Below are 18,035 nucleotides of genomic sequence, written 5' to 3'. Positions count from 1 at the left end.
GTTTCAGAATGATTTGGATTATCAAGGGCACGTTGATCGCGCTTCGTCGATCACCCGCCATCCGTGCGGGTTAAAAAAAGAATTGGGGAGACTACAATGAAAGTGAAACACTTGCTGGTCGCAGCCAGTGCCATGGCCCTATTGGCTGGCACTGCCTCTGCGGAAACGCTGCGCTGGGCACGCGCAGGCGACTCGCTGACGATGGACCCGCATGCGCAAAACGAGGGTCCGACCTCGGCCATGGCGCATCAGATCATGGAAACGCTGGTGATGCGCGACCATTCCGGGGCGCTTGTGCCGTCGCTGGCGACCGAATGGGCCCCGTCTGAGGAAAACCCGAACGTCTGGGTGTTCAAACTGCGTGAAGGCGTGACCTTCCATGACGGCGCCGAGTTCGACAGCGAAGACGTTGTCTTCTCGCTCAACCGCGCGATGACGCCGGATTCGGACTACAAAGAGCTGCTGGCCTCGGTCAAAGAAGTGCGCGCGCCGGACAAATACACGGTTGAGATCGAAACCGACGGTCCGAACCCGATCATGCCCAACAACCTGACCAACATGTTCATGATGGACAAGGCCTGGGCCGAGGCGAATAACGCCGTGAAGGTGCAGGACTATGAAGGGGGCGAGGATACATTCGCCGCCAAGAACGCAAACGGTACCGGCCCGTACAAGCTGGTCAGCCGTGAACCCGACGTGAAAACCGTTCTGACCGCGAACGAGAACTACTGGGGCAAGGATGAGTTCCCCCTGGAAGTGACCGAGATCATCTATACCCCGATCCAGAACGCCGCGACCCGGGTTGCTGCTTTGCTATCGGGTGAGGTCGATTTCATTCAGGACGTTCCGGTACAGGATCTGGCCCGCGTTGCGGATACCGATGGTCTGGACGTGCGGACCGCGCCTCAGAACCGGGTGATCTTCTTCGGCATGAACATGGGTGATGCTGATCTGGGCTCGGATAATGTGGACGGGAAGAACCCGCTGGCCGACGTACGCGTGCGTCAGGCGATGTCCAAGGCCATCAACCGGGATGCTATCAAACAGGTCGTTATGCGTGGCCAGTCGGCCCCTGCTGGAATGATCGCACCGCCTTTCGTGAACGGTTGGGATGAGGGCATGGACAGCTCCTCCACGACTGATATCGAAGGGGCTAAGGCCCTGATGGCCGAGGCTGGATATCCGGATGGGTTCTCGATCACGCTGAACTGCCCGAACGACCGCTATGTCAACGACGAAGCGATCTGTCAGGCTGCCGTTGGCATGCTGGCGCAGATTGGTGTCACGGTGAATCTGGATGCCAAACCCAAGGCGCAGCATTTCCCGCTGCTCTCGAACCTCGAGACCGACTTCTACATGCTGGGCTGGGGCGTTCCGACCTACGATTCCGAGTATATCTTCAACTTCCTGGTTCACACCAAGGGTGAGAAATACGGCTCGTGGAATGCGACCCGCTATAACAACCCGGATCTGGACGCCAAGATTCAGGGGCTGGCCTCTGAAACGGACCTTCCGAAGCGTGACGCGCAGATCGCCGAGATCTGGCAAGTGGTGCAGGACGATCAGCTGTATATCCCGATCCACCATCAGGTGCTGAACTGGGGTATGAAGTCGAATGTCGGCACAATTGTTGAGCCGGAAGACTCGCCGAAGATCAAATACTTCACCATGAACTAAGGTTCAGGATCCAAGACAGGGCAGGGCGCAGACCAGCGCCCTGTCATTTGGTGTTTCACGACTGTTCACCCATAACAGAGAGGTATCGCCATGACCTTCAAGGCAACGGCCATCGGTTTGGTCTTTTTGGCCGCAAGCGCTGCTCAGGCAGCCGAGTTCAAATGGGCCTCGACCACCGATCCACAGACCATGGACCCGCATGCCGTCAATTCAGCTGCTGTTCTTGGCTTCCTCAACAATGTCTACGAAGGGCTGGTCCGCCGCGGCAAGGACATGAACGTAGAGCCCGCCTTGGCCACCAGTTGGGAACCGATCGGAGACGGCGAAGGCTGGCGGTTCACCCTGCGCGAGGGCGTGACGTTCCACGATGGCAGCACATTCGACGCGCAGGATGTTCTGTTCAGCTATCAACGCGCCTCGGATGAGGTCTCGGATACCCGCAGCTGGTTTGCACCGATCAGCGAGGTAAAAGTGGTCGATGACTATACCGTCGATTTCATGACCACCGCGCCCAACCCGCTTTTCCCGTCGTCCATTGCAAACTGGATGATCGTGGATCAGGGCTGGGCTGAGGCCAATGATGCCGCTCTGCCCGACAAGGAAACCGGGAACTACGCGACACTAAATACCAACGGCACCGGCGCGTTTCAGATCACCGCGCGTGAGCCCGGTCTGCGCACCGTTCTGGAACCTTTTGACGGTTGGTGGGGTGAAGCCGAGCACAACACTACCCGCGCCGAATTTAACCCGATCCAGAACTCTGCCACCGCTGTCGCGGCCTTGCTTTCCGGCGATGTCGATATGATTGAGCCCGTTCCGATTCAGGACGTGGCGCGCCTTCAGGGCAATGATGAGGTCGAGGTCATTCAGGGGATCGAGGCCCGCGTGATCATGCTCGGCTTTGATCATCAGGCTGAGGCTCTGAAATACACTGACGATGCTGGTAAACCCAACCCGTTCCGGGATGCACGTGTGCGTCAGGCAGTGGCGCATGCGGTGAATGTCGACGCCATCCTTGCCACGATCATGCGCGGCAATGCCGAGGCGGCGTCGCAACTCGTAAGCCCGGCGATGAGCGGTTACTCGGCGGCCAATGCAGAGCGCCCCGCCTATGATGTCGAGGCCGCAAAGGCCTTGCTGGCCGAGGCCGGATATGCGGATGGGTTTTCGTTCGGCCTGAAATGCCCCAATGACCGCTATCTGAATGACGAGGCCGTCTGTCAGGCGATTGTCAGCATGCTCGCACAGATCGGCCTAACGGCTGAGCTGGACGCGATGCCGGTGCGCAACTACTGGCCCGAGCTGCGCGAAGACAATTATGACATGTACCTGCTGGGCTGGAGCCCGGGCACGTTCGACGCCGAACACCCCGTGCGTTTTCTGGTCGCGACCCCAAACGAAGAAAAAAAGCTGGGCAGCTGGAATTTCGGCGGCTTCTCGAACGCACGTGTCGATGAACTTCTGCCGCAGATTCAATCCGAACTGGATGAAGGCACGCGTCAGGCCATGTTGGACGAGGTCACCAGCATCATTCAGGATGAACAGGTCTATGTTCCGATGTATGTGCAGCCTCTGGTCTGGGGGACGCGCAGCAATATCGAGTTGACCCAACGGCCGGACAACTTCTTCATCCTACGGTGGGTGACCGTAAACTGACAACGCGGTTCAAGGGGCCGGGTCGTTCTGGTCCCTGTTTCGTTAGCGGTATCTTGACCATTTGGTCAGACGCGGCCTAGACAGGCCGATCAACCGGGGATTCTGAATGTTCGCATATATTGTTCGAAGGATGTTCCAATCCGTGATCGTTTTGCTGGTCGTGGGTCTGGTCGCGTTCTCGATGTTTCGTTTTGTCGGCGATCCGATCGACAACATGCTGGGTCAGGAACGCACACAGGCCGATATCGACCGGCTGAGGACGGAACTGGGCCTCGATCAGCCATTTGTCGTGCAATACGCCAAGTTCCTGCAAGGCGCGGTTCAGGGCAATTTCGGCGTGTCCTACCGTCAGGGCCGTCCGGTCTCGGCCATCATCGCCGAACGTGCGCCCGCGACGCTGGAGCTGGCCTTCGTGTCAGGCTTCCTCGCCATCACCATGGGCATCGCGTTGGGCGTCTTCACCGCGATCCGACGACAAGGGGTTGCGGCGAATATCATCATGACGGTCAGTCTGATCGGGGTCTCTCTGCCCACCTTCCTGATCGGGATATTGCTGATCTACATATTCTCGGTCGAACTTGACCTCTTACCCAGTTTCGGCAGGGGTGAGACGGTCATGATCGGGGGCTGGTCAACCGGGTTTCTGACCACCTCGGGCCTCAAGGCACTGATCCTGCCCGCGATTACGCTGGGCCTGTATCAGATGACCCTGATCATGCGTCTGGTGCGGTCCGAGATGCTTGAGGTCCTGCGCGCCGACTACGTCCGTTTCGCCCGCGCCCGAGGGCTGTCGGACAGGGTGATCAACTTCCGCCACGCGCTGAAAAACACGTTGGTGCCGGTGATTACGATCACAGGTTTGCAACTGGGCTCGATCATCGCCTTCGCCATCATCACCGAGACCGTGTTCCAGTGGCCCGGTGTTGGACTGCTGTTCATCAACGCGATCCAATTCGTCGATATACCCGTCATGGCCGCCTATCTGATGCTGATCTCGGTCATGTTCGTGACGATCAACCTGATCGTCGATCTTCTCTACTATGCCATTGACCCGCGCCTGCGTGTCGACGCGAGGGCCACATGACCGATACGATCGAAACCCCGCAACCCGCCTCCAAATCGCGCTTTGCCAAAGCGTGGGACAGCGATTTCGCATGGTCCTTCCGGCATTCGCCCGTGGCTGTCATCGCCTCGGCCGTTGTGCTGATCCTTGTGTTTTGCGCCATTTTCGCGCCCTTGATCGCGCCTTACAATCCGTTCGACCCGGCCACGTTGAACCTGATGAACGGCTTCACTCCGCCGGGCACACCAAATGCGTTTACGCAGGAGACCTTTCTGCTAGGCACGGACGATCAGGGCCGAGATGTGTTCTCGACCATCCTCTACGGGCTGCGCATTTCCTTGTTCGTGGGGGCTGCCGCCGTATTGTTGGCCCTGATCATCGGAGTCGTTCTGGGGCTGGTCGCGGCCTATTTTGGCGGCTGGGTCGAAACGCTGATCATGCGGATCGCCGACGTTCAACTGACCTTTCCGGCCATTCTGGTCGCCATGCTGATCTTCGGCATTGCCAAGGGCGTGACCCCGCCTGAATATCGCGATGAGATGGCAATCTACGTTTTGATCATCGCCATCGCCTTGTCAGACTGGGTGCAGTTTGCGCGCGTCGTCCGCGGGGCGGCGCTGGTCGAGAAGAACAAGGAATACGTGCAGGCGGCGCGGCTGATCGGTCGCGGTTCGATCCCGATCATGTTCCGTCATATCCTGCCTAATGTCCTCAGCCCGGTTCTGGTCATCGCGACGATCTCGCTGGCGCTGGCCATCATCGCTGAGGCGACGCTGAGCTTCCTTGGTGTCGGCGCGCCTCCGACCCAACCTTCGCTGGGAACGCTGATCCGTATCGGGCAGGGGTTCCTGTTCTCGGGAGAGTGGTGGATTCTGTTCTTCCCTGCCTGCACCCTTCTGGCCCTCGCCCTGTCCGTGAACCTGCTGGGCGACTGGCTGCGCGATGCGCTGAACCCAAAACTACGGTGATTTCATGAGCCTTCTGACCATCCAAGACCTCACCGTCGAATTCCCGACCCGCCGCAAGCTGTTCACTGCGGTGGATCATGCAAACCTGTCCGTCAAGCCGGGTGAAATCCACGGTTTGGTGGGCGAATCTGGTGCAGGCAAATCCACTATCGGTGCGGCTGTCATGGGGCTGCTGGAACGCCCTGGACGGATCGCAAGCGGCCAGATCAAGCTGGGCGGCGAGCAGATCAGCGGCCTTGACGCCGAGGCGATGCGCGGCCTGCGCGGCAAGAAGATCTCAATGATCTTTCAGGACCCGCTGACCTCGCTGAACCCTTTGTTCACGGTCCGAGAGCAGCTGACCGAAACCATTCTGGCCCATCTGGGGTGCACCGACGCAGAGGCCAATCAACGCGCCCGAGATCTGATTGACCGGGTGGGTATCCCGGACCCCGATACGCGCTTGGACCAATATCCGCACCAATTCTCGGGCGGGATGCGCCAACGGGTTGTGATCGCCTTAGCGCTGTGTACCGAACCGGATGTGATCATCGCGGATGAGCCGACCACGGCATTGGATGTCTCGGTTCAGGCGCAGATTCTGGACCTGATCAAGGAATTGGCGCGGGAACGGCAGGTCGGTGTTATTCTGATCACCCATGACATGGGCGTCATTGCCGATACGACCGACCGCGTGACCGTCATGTATGCTGGCAAGGTTGTCGAAACCGGAACAACCGCGCAGGTGATGGGGCAGCCGCAACATGAATACACGCGGTCGCTGATCGCGGCGGTGCCACGGCCGACGCTCAAGCTGCACCGGTTCCCTCAGATCAGCTATGGCGGGCGTGAGACGCGCTTTGCGATCGAGGATATGGCGCGCCATTGGCCGAAAGTGGACAATGACACGTCCAAGCCCGTGTTCGAAATTCGCAACCTGACCAAACGCTTCCTGCAACGGCGCGGTCTTTTGCCTTGGGATCGGACCTATTTCACCGCTGTCGATGATGTGAGCTTTGATATCCGTGCGGGCGAAGTTTTCGGCGTGGTTGGTGAGTCCGGCTCAGGCAAGTCCACTGTGGCGCGGATGATTGCAGGATTGTACCCGATCGATGGCGGCTCGATCACGTTTGACGGGCAGTTGGTAAGCGATCTGGGCGACAAAGCAGTGCAGGACGCATACCGCAAGAACATCCAGATGATCTTTCAGGATCCCTATTCCTCGCTAAACCCCAGAATGCGCGTGGACGAGATCGTGGCAGAACCGATCCGCCATCACCGACTCATGAGCGGTTCAGATGTCAAGCGTCGGGTGGATGAGTTGTTGGATCAGGTTGGGCTGGGTTCGGAAGCGGGCCTGAAATACCCGCATGAGTTCTCGGGCGGGCAGCGTCAGCGTATCTCCATCGCGCGCGCCTTGGCGACGCAGCCTCGGTTCCTGATCTGCGATGAGCCGACCAGTGCGCTAGACGTCTCGATCCAGGCGCAGATCCTGAACATCCTGAAGGACCTGCAAGAGCATCTGGGCCTGACGATGCTGTTCATCAGCCACGATCTGCCGGTCGTGCGGCAGATGTGCGACCGCGTTGCCGTGATGAAGGCAGGGCAGATGGTCGAGATCCAAGAGACCGATGCCCTGTTCGCCAACCCGCAGACGGACTACGCCAAGGAACTATTGCACTTAATGCCGCGACTTGATGATCTGTCGACCGAAGGACTGGGCGTTTAGGTCTTGGTTTTGGGGTCCACATAAGTCCAGCGATAGGCGGGCGGGGTTGGTCCCTTGTTGCGGCCACCTTGCTCCATCTGCTCCCATGCGTGAGTCAGGATGCCGACAGAACGGGACAAGCAAAACAACCCGCGCGCCAAGGGTGGGGCAAAGCCTAATTCGGCATAGATCACGGCCGTCGCGCCATCGATATTCATGGGGACGGGTTTGCCTTTGCGATGGGCCAGCTCGTCTTCAATCGCCTGCCCGATCCGCATGAAATCACCGCTGCATGCCCCTTGATCGACGGCTTCGGCGACCAGCGCCATCAGGCGCGGGGCGCGCGGATCGGTCGGGGTGTGAAAGCGATGGCCAAAGCCCGGCAGGATCTTTCCGTGAGTGGTGATCCAGTCGTCCAACGCTTGCCCCAAATCGCCCGAATGCCCTGCAACAAAGTGATAGAGCTGCACCGCCTGCTCTCCGGCCCCGCCATGCACATCGCCCAGCATGTTGACCGCGCTGGCCATCGCGTTGTTCAGGGGCAGTCCGCAGGTCACGGCCATTCTGGCGGCAGCGATTGAGGGCGCTTGCGGGCCATGATCAACGGCCGCGACCAAAGCCGCTTCGAACAAACGGGCTTTGGCTTCGGTCGGTTTCTCGCTACGCAGCATGAACCAGATCATTTCGGCGAAACCCAGATTGCCGATCAAATCCTGGATTGGCTCTCCGCGCAGGTGTATCCGGCCAGGCTCCATGTCGATGATCGAGGTTTGCCACCAATCGGATACATCGCTCATATGATGCCCTCCTTTTTCAAGGCGTCGATCTCATCCTGCGACAGCCCGAGTTCAGACCAGATTGCGGAATTGTCTGCGCCCAATTCCGGCGGTGCAGTCCCAGGATGTTTGCGCGAGCCGTCCATGACAATAGGGCTGCCAGCGAGCTGTAGGTCTTCACCGTGAATGTCCAGCGTACCGATCAAACCCCGCCCAGATAATTGCGGGTCGTCGAGCGCATCGGAGACGGTTAGAACCTGCCCGGTGGGCACTCCAATATCATTCAACTCTCGAACCCATTCCTTTGCCGGTCGCGTGGTCAGCGTGTGCTCCAAATCCGCGCGCAAGGCGTGACGGTTGGTCTTGCGATCCTCTCGTGTTGTGTAGGCTGGATCGTCCAGCAGGTCGTCCCGGCCCAGATGCTGAGCAAGCGCCTGCCATTGTTCATCGCGGTTGGCGGCAATGTTGATCGGACTGTCTGCAGTAGCAAAGGTGCCCGAGGGGGCCGAGGTTGTGTTTTCGTTCCCATGCGCGGCAGGCGTAACGCCACCGATCAGGTGGTTCGAGACGACCCAACCCATCGTAGAAATCACCGCCTCGGTCATAGCAACATCCAGAAACGCGCCACGTGGGGTCGCGTTCAGGGCGGATGAGATGGCGAATGCTGCGGTCAGGCCACCGACCGTATCCGCCAGTGGGTAGCCAACGCGGTAGGGCGCCGTATCTGGCGCGCCGGTGATCGACATGACACCGCTGACCCCTTGAACGATCTGGTCATAAGCGGGATCATCGCGGCGGGGTCCGTTCTGCCCAAAGCCACTGATCGCGCAGTAGATTAGTCGCGGGTTTTCAGCTTTCAGGGTTTCATAGCCCAGACCCAATCGATCCATAACGCCGGGCCTGAAATTCTCGACCAATACATCCGCCGAGTGAACCAGACGTTTCAGCAGCGCCTTGCCCCGGTCGGATTTCATGTCCAGCGTGACGGATTTCTTCGCGGCATTCTGCGCCAGAAAACTGATCCCCATGCCCGCCTTATTGCGCTCAGGATCGGCGCCCAACACCCGGGCAAGATCGCCCGAGCCGGGGCGTTCGACCTTGATCACCTCGGCGCCCATCAATGCGAGCTGGTAGCAGCAATAGGGGCCGGCAAGCACGTTCGTCAGATCTAGAACGCGGATGCCGGCCAGAGGGTCAGTCCCCATCCGCAATCCCCGCGGCCCGTGCCCGCGCACGGCGAGCGCGGTAGCTTGGCAGCAGAACCAGAAGGACGGCGATCACCAGCAGGCCTAGGGTCATCGGGCGTTCCCAGATGAAAGCGATACCGTCATAGAGCTGCATCGAGCGGGCAAAGTTGTCCTCCATCATTCCTCCAAGGATGAACCCGATCAGAAGCGGGGCGAGGGGGTAGTCCGCGAATTTCAATGCGGTGGCGCAGATGCCGAAACCGACGAGGAGCAGTAGCTCGGTCGCGTTGTTCTGGCCGATATAGGCGCCCATCAGGGTGAAGAACAGGATGAACGGGATCAAGAAGTTGCGCGGTACGGCCAGCACTTTGGCGATGTAGGGGATCAGCGGCAGGTTCAGGATCAGCAGCACCAGGTTGCCGATGAACATCGACATGATGACGGCCCAGAAAATCTGCGGCTCATCCACCATCAGGCGCGGGCCGGGTGTCACGTTCAGCGCGATCAGAGCACCCAGCAGGATGGCCGTTGTGCCCGACCCCGGGATGCCCAGCGTTAGCAGGGGCACGAATGACCCGGTACAGGCCGCGTTGTTGGCAGATTCCGGTGCGGCCAGACCTTTGATCGAGCCTTTGCCAAACTCTTCCTGTTCCTGCTTCGGTGCAATATTGCGTTCGACCGCGTAGCCAAGGAAGCTGGCAATTGTCGCCCCCGCACCCGGTAGGACGCCGATGAAGAAACCTTGCACGGATTGGCGACCGATCACGGGCGCGATGGCTTTCGCTTCGTCCTTGGTGATGCGGAGGTCCTTGATTTCTCCGTCGTCGCCTTTCAGGTCTTTGGGTTTCAAGACGAGAAACAGCGCCTCGGGCAGGGCGAACATCGCCATAGCCAGCGTAATGAAGCCAAAGCCGGACTGAAGGTCCATGATCCCCATGGTGAAGCGCGGCAGGTTGAACAAAGCGCCTTCGCCGACGGTTGCCATGATCAGGCCGAGGATTGTCATGATCATGGCTTTGGCGACCTGACCTGACCCCGCAAAGGCCGCGATAGCGGACAGGCCCACGACCATAAGGGCGAAGTACTCGGCCGAGTGGAACAGCAGCGCGACCGAAGAAAGCGCGGGTGCGAACACCATCAATAGAATGGCGCCCAATGTGCCACCCGCGAAACTGGCGATGGCCGCGATGGTCAGCGCCTTACCTGCCTTGCCTTGCCGCGCCATCGGGTAGCCATCGAAACTTGAGGCCACGGTGCCCGCAACCCCCGGTGCGTTCAGCAGGATTGAGGAGGTCGAGCCGCCGAAAATCGCGCCGTAGTAGACGCCTGCCAGCAGGATCAACGCCGCCGACGGATCGCCCATCGAAATTGCGACCGGGATCATGATAGCGATGATCGACATCGGGCCGAGGCCCGGCAACATGCCAATGAAAGTGCCGATCAGGCAGCCGGCGATGACCATCAGCAGGTTTTGGATTGAGAATGCCGTTTGCAGGCCGATCAGAAGTCCTTCAAGCATGTCAGCCTCCGAAAATGCCCGGCAGGGGGCGCATGTAGATGCCCAGCACTTCCTGAACCAGATACCAGACCGCGCCGGTGGCGATGAAGGCGACCGGCAGCATGATGTGCCACTTGCGCTCGCCCAGGATGAAGGAGCCGAGGATCAGGAAGGCAGAAGTTGAGATCAGAAAGCCGACGGGACGAAGGCACAGGGCGTAGATCACCATTAGGGCCAGCAGCATCAAAGCTTGATCAAGGTGGTAGTCGCCCAGACGGCGGTAGTCGATATCCGCCGCTTTCGGTTCGGACTTTTCGAAGCCCAGCAGGATGATCGTGCAGGCGATGATGCCCAGAACAGATAGCACTTTAGGGAAGGTGCTTGGCCAAATGGGGTTGCGTTGCATGAAGGGGGGCAGGCTGCCATCCATCGTAAACCAGGCGGCGTAGCCATAGGCCAGACAGACCCCAAGCAAAACAAGCGCGATCCAGCGATCCAGCGCCATGACATCCCCTCCCTCGTGTTTTTTGTTGATTGTGGCAGAGCGGGCGGGCCGCTCTGCCGTGAGTGGTGCTTAGAGGAAGCCCAGTTTTTTCATCAGATCGCTGATCTGCTGCTCTTGCTGCTCGAGGAAAGTCGAGAAATCGTCGCCCGAGTTGTGGATGTTCACCCAACCATTGCGCGCGCGCACTTCTTCCCACTCGGGGGTGTCATACATCTTGGCGATGGCGTCTTGGTAGGCGGCCAGCTTGTCTTCGGGCAGGCCGGGCGCTGCGAAGAAACCGCGCCAGTTGACGAAGGTGGTGTCGATGCCCTGTTCCTTCATGGTCTGTGCGTCGGGCGCTGCGTCTACACGCTCATCCGCAGTCACACCGATGATTTTCACCTCGCCTGCATTGGCCAGATCAACCGCTTCCGAGAAGCCGGTGGACAGCGCTGCGATCTCACCCGACAGCAAGGCTGCCATGGCTTTGCCGCCTGCATCATAAGGAATGTACTTGACGCCAAGCGCGTCCTTGCCTGCTGCTTCCATCACCATGGCCGCGACCAGATGGTCCATTCCGCCCGGAACCGAGCCACCGCCGATAGCTGTTGCACCCGGGTCCGCGTCATAGGCGGCCAGCAGGTCCGCCATCGAATTGATCGGGCTGTCCTTACCGACAACAATGGCCGCGTAGTCGCCGATTGTGCCCGAGACCAGCGTCAGGTCGCGGAAGTTGTGCGGGAAAACACCCGTCAGTGAGCGGATCACGATGGGTGTCGAGTTCACCATCAGCGTACCGTGGTTGCTGTCGGCGTTTTCGATCAGGTAACCGATGGCTTTACCACCGCCGCCGCCCGACATGTTCTCGTAGGACGCGGTACCGACAAGCCCCGCTTTGGTCAGCGCCTCGCCCGTTCCGCGGGCCGTACCGTCCCAGCCGCCGCCTGCGCCGCCGGGGATCAGGAAGTGGATGCTGTCCACGACCTGGTGGCCGTCAGCCAAAACAGGTCCCGCAAGACCAACAGCGGCCACAGCCGCGATCAGGGCGCGACGGCCCAGTTTGAAAGTTGTCATGATGTCCTCCCATTTGACAACTGGCCGCTTGGCGGCACAGATTGTGGTCAAGAAAACACATCAACCTGACATCAACCTGTCATGCGCGAAAATACTGCGAACGCCTCATGAAATTCCTGCTGGTCGAAGACAATATGGACCTCGCGAACGCTATCGGTTCGCGGATGCGACTGGACGGCCATGTCGTTGATCATGCTGCAACTTTGGACGATGCGACCGCGTTTGTCGAGGCTGAGGAATATGACCTGATCCTGTTGGACATCATGCTGCCCGATGGGGATGGGCGCGATTTCCTCAAACGCCACCGTGCAAGTCATCTGGACACACCTGTCATCGTTTTGACCGCGCGCAGCCAGGTCTCGGATCGAATCGGGTCGCTGGATCTGGGGGCCGACGACTACGTCACCAAACCCTTCGATCACGCAGAGCTTGAGGCCCGCTGCCGCGCCGTTTTGCGCCGTAAATCAGGGATCGCCAAATCGACGATCGAGATCGGCGGTATCGTCTTCGACCCGGTGGCCGGTCATCTGATTGTCGGCGGTGAAACCCTGTCGCTGCGTAACCGGGAACTGCGCCTGTTGGAGTTCTTCATCAACGCGCCCGGTCAGGTGTTTTCGAAACAAAAGCTGGCGGACAGGCTATTTTCCTACGACGACGATGTCTCGGACAATGCTATCGAGGTCTATGTCGCTCGCCTGCGCAAACATCTGGAGCGATCGGAGCTGAAGATTACCACGTTGCGTGGCTTGGGCTACAGGCTGGATCATGTCAGCTAGCCCCGCGGTTTCAGGATCCCTGCGCAACCGTCTGGTGCTGACCTTGATTGGGGGCGCGGCCATTCTGGCGTTGCTTTTGTTCTTTACAGTGCGCAGCTATGCCGCTCGCGTCGCGCAGCAAGGGCAGGACAATATCCTTGGCGCCTCGGTCACCTCGATCCTCGATGCCGTCGCTCTGCGGGACGGAGAGCTTGAGGTCGACATCCCCTACGCCGCCTTCTCGATGCTAAGTACGCCGTCGGATGATCGGGTGTTTTACGCCATCTTTCAGGACGGAGAACTGTTGTCCGGCTACGACGATCTTTCAGCCACGAATGGAACGCCCAAGGGCGAATGGACTTTTCAATCGGGCGAGGTGCGCGGAGAGACCATTCGCCAGGTCAGCGCCAGCCGCACTTTGGTAGGGCTAGGAACCCGGACCGAAGTCGAAGTGGCCCTTGGTCAAACGCAAGACGCATTGGCCGAAACCCTCAGGCAGATTTCACGAAACGCGGCGTATCTGGGGATCGGCTTTTTTACCTTGGTCGCCGGGTTATCATTCTGGGCAACGTCAGCCACAATCGGACAGTTGAACAAGCTGACGACGTCGGTGACTCGCCGGGGCCCACAAGACCTCAGCCCATTCAGAAAACCGGTGCCGCGGGAAATGGCCCCGCTAGTGTCGTCGCTGAACTCTTTGATGGGGCGTTTGGATCAGTCGCTCAGCCAGTCCGAGGATTTCATAGCCGAGGCGGCACACCGGGTCCGGACGCCATTGGCAACGGTTCGATCCTATGCGGATACAACCTTGCAACGTGTTGAAAAAGAAGAGAATAGAGAGGCTTTGCGTTCAATGGTTCGGGCGATTGACGAAAGCTCTCGGGCGGCGGGGCAATTGCTGGATCACGCAATGATCACTTTTCGCGCCGATCATCTGGAGCGGGAAGAGATTGATCTTGTCGCTCTCGTCCGCGATCTGGTTCAGCGCCTTACACCCATTGCCGAGATGAAGGACCTTTCCCTGACATTGGTCGGAGACCCCGTTGTGATCTATTCGGGCGATCCGATCCTGATCCAGAATGCGGTACGCAACATGGTCGACAACGCGCTAAAATATGCCCCTGCCGAAAGCGTGGTCGAGATCGAGGTCTCGCAAGGGACGCAAGCGCAGATCAGCGTGCGCGATCAGGGGCCGGGCTTTCCACCAAGCGAAATTGACACGCTCACCCGGCGGTTCGAGCGCGGTAAGAATGCGGCCGGGACTATTGGCTCGGGGCTTGGTCTAACCATCGTTCAGGATGTCGCGAAGGCCCATGGCGGCGATCTGATCCTGACCAACCGAAAAGGCAAAGGCGCATGCGTTACCTTATTGCTTTGATCCTCACACTTCTGGCCTCAGTCTGCGCGGCCGAGGAGTGGGAAGACCAGCGGGTGTTCAACGCTGCCGCTGATGGTCCGCGTTTGCGCATCATCTCCAGCACCGACACCGCGCTTTTCGCGCCGTTGATCGAGGGGTTCCTGACGCAAAACCCGGACGTCTCCGTAGAGTATCTGGTGACCGGAACCGCCGATCTGAATGCGCGTATGCGGGCAGCGCCTGAGGCGTTTGACATTGTCATTTCCAGCGCGATGGATTTACAGCTGAAACTTGCCAATGATGGGTTCGCAATGCCGCTGGAGAATATGCCCGGTTCGGACTGGGCCCAGTGGCATGACAGCCTTTTCGCCTTTACGCAGGAACCTGCGGCTATCGTCATCAACCGTGCGGCCTTCGCTGGGTATCCCGTTCCGCAAACCCGGCAGGAACTTATCGAGGCCCTGCGCGCGCGCCCCGAAGCCTTTCGTGGAAAGGTCGGCACCTATGATATCCGGCAATCTGGCTTGGGTTATTTGTTCGCTACGCAAGATGCTCGCGCGTCTGAGACCTTTTGGCGTCTGATGGAGGTCATGGGCGGGCTGGACTTGCGTCTGTATTGCTGCTCGGGCGACATGATTGACGATCTGACAAGCGGTTCAATCGCGGTCGCATATAACGTGCTTGGCAGCTACGCAACGGCGCGGGTTGAAGGCAAAGAAGCGCTCGAGGTCATTCTGCCCAGCGATTTTCAGACCACCATGATGCGAACGGCAATGGTGGTGAAAAACACGCAATATCCTGCCGCCGCCGAGGCGTTTGTCCGCCACCTGATCGTTGCAGGGCCTGAGCTGGCACCTTTACCCTTGCTCACGTCACAGCAGGAGCAAGAGGCCGCAGTTATCACGCTGGAGCCCGCTTTGTTGACCTATCTCGACACGCTCAAACGCAAGAAATTCCTGACGGCCTGGGAAGATGCCGTCATTCAGAAATAGCGTGGCCCTCAAGCGCCTTTAGCTCAAGCTGCAGGCCCTTTTCATAGTCTGTTGATCCGTTCTCAAACCGCCACAGGCAATAGGCTGCCATTCGCCACGCATACCACGGACGCAATGCTTCGTAGCGGGCAGCTGTTTCGTGCTCGCCATACGCGGTTAGGAACTGCGCGTGCTCATCTGGGTTCAGTGGTGCGCCGCGATACAGATGCTGCATGGCAGGCGATAGGAACAGGGCCAGATCCTCGCAGGGATCGCCAATTGCCGGGCATTGCCAGTCGATCAGGGTCAGGTTGGAACCGTCCACCAGAATGTTCCCGGCCACAGGGTCGCCGTGGATAAGACACGTTCTTTTTGTTGGCGGCACAGGGTCCTCGGGCCGCATCGCGGTGACGCGATCTTTAAAGCCAGAGGAACACAACGCCAAAAGCTCGGCCCCGTGGCGAGCCAGATCAGCGCTGCCGTTCCGTCCTGTAGGCAGCGGCAAGTCGACCGTAGCGCCATGCAATCTGCGCAGCAAAGAGGCGACCTGAGCCGTGTCACTTTCCCACGGGCGACCCGGCGCGTGATCGTACAGAACCCAGGCGTCGCCCTGATGTTGCCCCGTTGCCCGCAACCGGGGTACGAACCCGTCCTGCTCAAACGCGCGCAGGCACAGCGCTTCGAGGTGGGCATCATTGCGGAACAAGGGGTTGCGCAGTTTGGTTCGGTAAAGCTTCAATACCGTGTCGCCACTCTCCCCCAGAACCTTCCACACCATATTGGTCCGACCCCCAAACAGGGGTTCGAACTGCACGGACCCCGTGATCAGCCCGCGCGAGCGCAGCTGGTCAATCAAGTCTGGTAGAGGCGCGTTGGCATGGGGCAGAGGACGTACCGCTCAGCAAGGGAATCGTGATTTGCCAAGGTTTGGACTGCCTGCCCGACCAGATCAAGCGCCTGTTCGGATCGCCGTCACCTCATCCGAGCGGACAGTGGCCCCACTTTGCAGGGACAGATGCACCGTCCCATCAGCGACTTGGGCCTCAACCACGCGGTTATAGCTGGCGGCCAGACGTTGCGACAACAACTCGTCATCCCTGTAGCTCTCCAACGTGGCGGAATAGGTGCCTTGTCCCAGCGGATTGCCAGAAGCATCGGTTCCAGCCCAGAGGAATTCAGTGTCTGTGTGATTGACTGGAATGCGGTCGATCACGGTACCGGTTGAATTGCGGATCACCATGATGGCCTCATCACTTGTTGCATCGGCCTGAGCAAACAGAGTGACCGGCTGGCCTTCGAATCGAAAGGCCGAGGCTGATCGAACATCAACGCCCACCCAATTGGACAGCTCACTCAGCTTTTGCCCGCCCAAAGCCGTGCTCAAGGAAGACAGCAGGTCATTGGTTTGAACCTGCTGTTCAACCATCGAGAATTGAGCCAATTGAGACGCGTATTCCGAGGAATCCATAGGCTCCAGCGGGTCCTGGTTTCGTGCTTGTGCGGTGAGCATCAGCAGAAAGGTTTCAAAATCCGAGGTCAGCTTGGACGCTTGTGATGCGGCCGAGGTCGGGGTCTGTGCTGCCGTCTGGGCGGAACTTGTAGGAGTGATCATTGGTCAAAGCCTCATATCAATGCCACGGCCCGAAAGATTTCGGGAAATGACCGGAGCGTTTGGCGTATCCGATTCAGCCGAAAGGGAAGGGCCATAGTCGCTTGCCTTCGGGTTTGCGGTATCATCCTGCGCATCGTCCGATGTGCTTAGATCAAACGAGATGTCGCCATATCCAAGGCTTTGGAATTCGGCCTCCAACACGGCAAGATGCCGGCGCATCAGGTCCAGTGTTTCGGGGCGCTCGGCGGCTATTGCCAGGACCATTCCGTCCTCGCGACCGTTGAGCGTAATGGAGACCCGCCCCAGTTCCTCGGGGCTGAGTGCAATCTCGATCGTACCGGAACCCGCGCGAACCTGAATCGCTGCCGCCATCTGCCCGGCGATGGTTCGGGTGATTTCAGCCTTGGCAGCCTGTGTGGCTGGATGCGCAACCGAAGCCGTGTCGCGGACGTTCTGAGACAAGGGCTCTTCGCGCGTGGCAATCACGCCGTCAGTTTCGCGGATCTCTGTGGCAGTTTCGGAATCTGCGTTCCGCACAGACGCCATCACCTGCATCTGCGCGAGAGTTGGTGTGGGTTTGGAGGGCTGAGGCGCAGTTGTCACTGCATTGTTCTGGGGGGCAGCGGCCGGTTCAGTAGGTTGCATCGCAGCCAAGGTTTGTGCCCTCTCAGTTGGAACAGGCTGCCCCGCAATCGGCTTCGCAGACAGGACGTGACCGTCTGAGGCTTTGGTTGAGACCGTTTGGACGGTGTTGGGTTGTGGCTGAACAGGTGAATTGTGCTTGTTTTCGACCTCAAGCCGCTGCGGTGAAGCAACTGAAACCTTATGCATTGCGCCAGAGTCGGTCTTAGGTGCTTCTGCACCCTCGAGTTTCGATGGAATAGGTACAGTTTCAGACCCTTGCGTTACCTGCGTCTCGCTCGGCACTGGCAGTGCGGCCAAGTCCCCAAACACGTGTTCCTCAGGAGCGTCAGGCTGGGTTGGCAGAGGGTCTGCAAGAACTTCTTCTAGGGCAGAATCCTCTGGCACAATGTCCCGTGCAATGGCGGTTTCATCCTCGGCTGCTACCTCGACTTCAGGCTGCGGCGTTTCTTCCTCAAGAACATCCTGAAAGCGCGTGGACGTCTCCGATGTGGTTTCGCGCGTCCCCGGTTTCGTGGCCGTGTTTTGCGTGGGTGTCATCAGCGTAAGAGGGTTAGGCATTTTGCTCCGGCTCCGTCGTGGTTGACGGTCAAACTGCCCAAAGGAGGTTACGTTTATTTTAACCGCT

The 18,035-nt window shown here is 59.2% G+C and carries 16 protein-coding genes; 8 read left to right on the top strand and 8 right to left on the bottom strand.

The window, feature by feature from the left end:
• Window positions 1-96: 96 nt before the first annotated feature.
• The 5 genes from ACRZ95_RS08610 to ACRZ95_RS08590 all read left to right on the top strand — a co-directional run bounded on the left by ACRZ95_RS08610 (window position 97) and on the right by ACRZ95_RS08590 (window position 7,072).
• Window positions 97-1,677: an ABC transporter substrate-binding protein gene (locus ACRZ95_RS08610; RefSeq protein WP_170678071.1), complete on the top strand. Its 1,581-nt coding sequence runs from the start codon at window positions 97-99 to the stop codon at window positions 1,675-1,677.
• Between the two features lie 90 nt (window positions 1,678-1,767).
• Window positions 1,768-3,333: an ABC transporter substrate-binding protein gene (locus ACRZ95_RS08605; RefSeq protein ID WP_170678069.1), complete on the top strand. Its 1,566-nt coding sequence runs from the start codon at window positions 1,768-1,770 to the stop codon at window positions 3,331-3,333.
• A 106-nt stretch (window positions 3,334-3,439) separates the two neighbouring features.
• On the top strand, window positions 3,440-4,417 hold the full coding sequence (locus ACRZ95_RS08600; protein WP_170678067.1) for an ABC transporter permease: 978 nt from the start codon (window positions 3,440-3,442) through the stop codon (window positions 4,415-4,417).
• Window positions 4,414-5,364 (top strand): ABC transporter permease, encoded by a 951-nt coding sequence (locus ACRZ95_RS08595; RefSeq protein WP_170471477.1) that lies wholly within the window; start codon window positions 4,414-4,416, stop codon window positions 5,362-5,364. Before ACRZ95_RS08600 ends, ACRZ95_RS08595 begins: the two co-directional genes overlap by 4 nt.
• Before the next feature lie 4 nt (window positions 5,365-5,368).
• Window positions 5,369-7,072 carry an ABC transporter ATP-binding protein gene (locus tag ACRZ95_RS08590; RefSeq protein ID WP_170678065.1) on the top strand — a complete coding sequence of 568 codons (1,704 nt, stop codon included), beginning with the start codon at window positions 5,369-5,371 and terminating at the stop codon, window positions 7,070-7,072.
• On the opposite strand, the gene ACRZ95_RS08585 is transcribed toward ACRZ95_RS08590, so the two are convergent.
• From ACRZ95_RS08585 to ACRZ95_RS08565, 5 genes are all read right to left on the bottom strand, one after another.
• Entirely contained in the window at window positions 7,069-7,848 is a 780-nt protein-coding gene (locus tag ACRZ95_RS08585) for a citryl-CoA lyase (protein WP_170666140.1), read from the bottom strand. The genes ACRZ95_RS08590 and ACRZ95_RS08585 overlap by 4 nt on opposite strands.
• Window positions 7,845-9,032, bottom strand: coding sequence for a CoA transferase (locus ACRZ95_RS08580; RefSeq protein ID WP_170678063.1), 1,188 nt, complete (start codon window positions 9,030-9,032; stop codon window positions 7,845-7,847). The genes ACRZ95_RS08585 and ACRZ95_RS08580 overlap by 4 nt, the downstream gene beginning before the upstream one ends.
• Window positions 9,022-10,533 (bottom strand): tripartite tricarboxylate transporter permease, encoded by a 1,512-nt coding sequence (locus tag ACRZ95_RS08575; protein ID WP_170471470.1) that lies wholly within the window; start codon window positions 10,531-10,533, stop codon window positions 9,022-9,024. Before ACRZ95_RS08575 ends, ACRZ95_RS08580 begins: the two co-directional genes overlap by 11 nt.
• 1 nt (window position 10,534) lies before the next feature.
• Window positions 10,535-11,017, bottom strand: a complete 483-nt coding sequence (locus ACRZ95_RS08570; RefSeq protein ID WP_170460001.1) for a tripartite tricarboxylate transporter TctB family protein — start codon at window positions 11,015-11,017, stop codon at window positions 10,535-10,537.
• 69 nt (window positions 11,018-11,086) lie between these two features.
• Window positions 11,087-12,070 (bottom strand): tripartite tricarboxylate transporter substrate-binding protein, encoded by a 984-nt coding sequence (locus ACRZ95_RS08565; RefSeq protein WP_170678061.1) that lies wholly within the window; start codon window positions 12,068-12,070, stop codon window positions 11,087-11,089.
• Window positions 12,071-12,177: 107 nt separating this feature from the next.
• On the opposite strand from ACRZ95_RS08565, the gene ACRZ95_RS08560 reads away from it, so the two are divergent.
• The 3 genes from ACRZ95_RS08560 to ACRZ95_RS08550 are packed head-to-tail and all read left to right on the top strand — an operon-like array spanning window position 12,178 to window position 15,174.
• Window positions 12,178-12,846 carry a response regulator transcription factor gene (locus ACRZ95_RS08560; protein WP_170460004.1) on the top strand — a complete coding sequence of 223 codons (669 nt, stop codon included), beginning with the start codon at window positions 12,178-12,180 and terminating at the stop codon, window positions 12,844-12,846.
• Window positions 12,836-14,203: a sensor histidine kinase gene (locus ACRZ95_RS08555; protein ID WP_170678059.1), complete on the top strand. Its 1,368-nt coding sequence runs from the start codon at window positions 12,836-12,838 to the stop codon at window positions 14,201-14,203. The genes ACRZ95_RS08560 and ACRZ95_RS08555 overlap by 11 nt, the downstream gene beginning before the upstream one ends.
• Entirely contained in the window at window positions 14,182-15,174 is a 993-nt protein-coding gene (locus tag ACRZ95_RS08550; protein WP_170678057.1) for an ABC transporter substrate-binding protein, read from the top strand. The genes ACRZ95_RS08555 and ACRZ95_RS08550 overlap by 22 nt, the downstream gene beginning before the upstream one ends.
• Here the strand turns inward: ACRZ95_RS08550 and ACRZ95_RS08545 are convergent.
• From ACRZ95_RS08545 to ACRZ95_RS08535, 3 genes are all read right to left on the bottom strand, one after another.
• A complete protein-coding gene (locus tag ACRZ95_RS08545; RefSeq protein ID WP_480554802.1) occupies window positions 15,161-16,009 on the bottom strand; it encodes a phosphotransferase family protein in 849 nt (282 codons plus the stop codon). The genes ACRZ95_RS08550 and ACRZ95_RS08545 overlap by 14 nt on opposite strands.
• Before the next feature lie 93 nt (window positions 16,010-16,102).
• Window positions 16,103-16,765 carry a flagellar hook capping FlgD N-terminal domain-containing protein gene (locus tag ACRZ95_RS08540; protein ID WP_170678055.1) on the bottom strand — a complete coding sequence of 221 codons (663 nt, stop codon included), beginning with the start codon at window positions 16,763-16,765 and terminating at the stop codon, window positions 16,103-16,105.
• A gap of 3 nt (window positions 16,766-16,768) precedes the next feature.
• Window positions 16,769-17,968, bottom strand: a complete 1,200-nt coding sequence (locus ACRZ95_RS08535; protein WP_170678053.1) for a flagellar hook-length control protein FliK — start codon at window positions 17,966-17,968, stop codon at window positions 16,769-16,771.
• Window positions 17,969-18,035 lie beyond the last annotated feature (67 nt).

The organism is Ruegeria sp. AI3, from assembly GCF_056541245.1.
The sequence above is the reverse complement of the archived record's forward strand: the minus strand, read 5'-3'. Positions and strand labels throughout refer to the sequence as shown.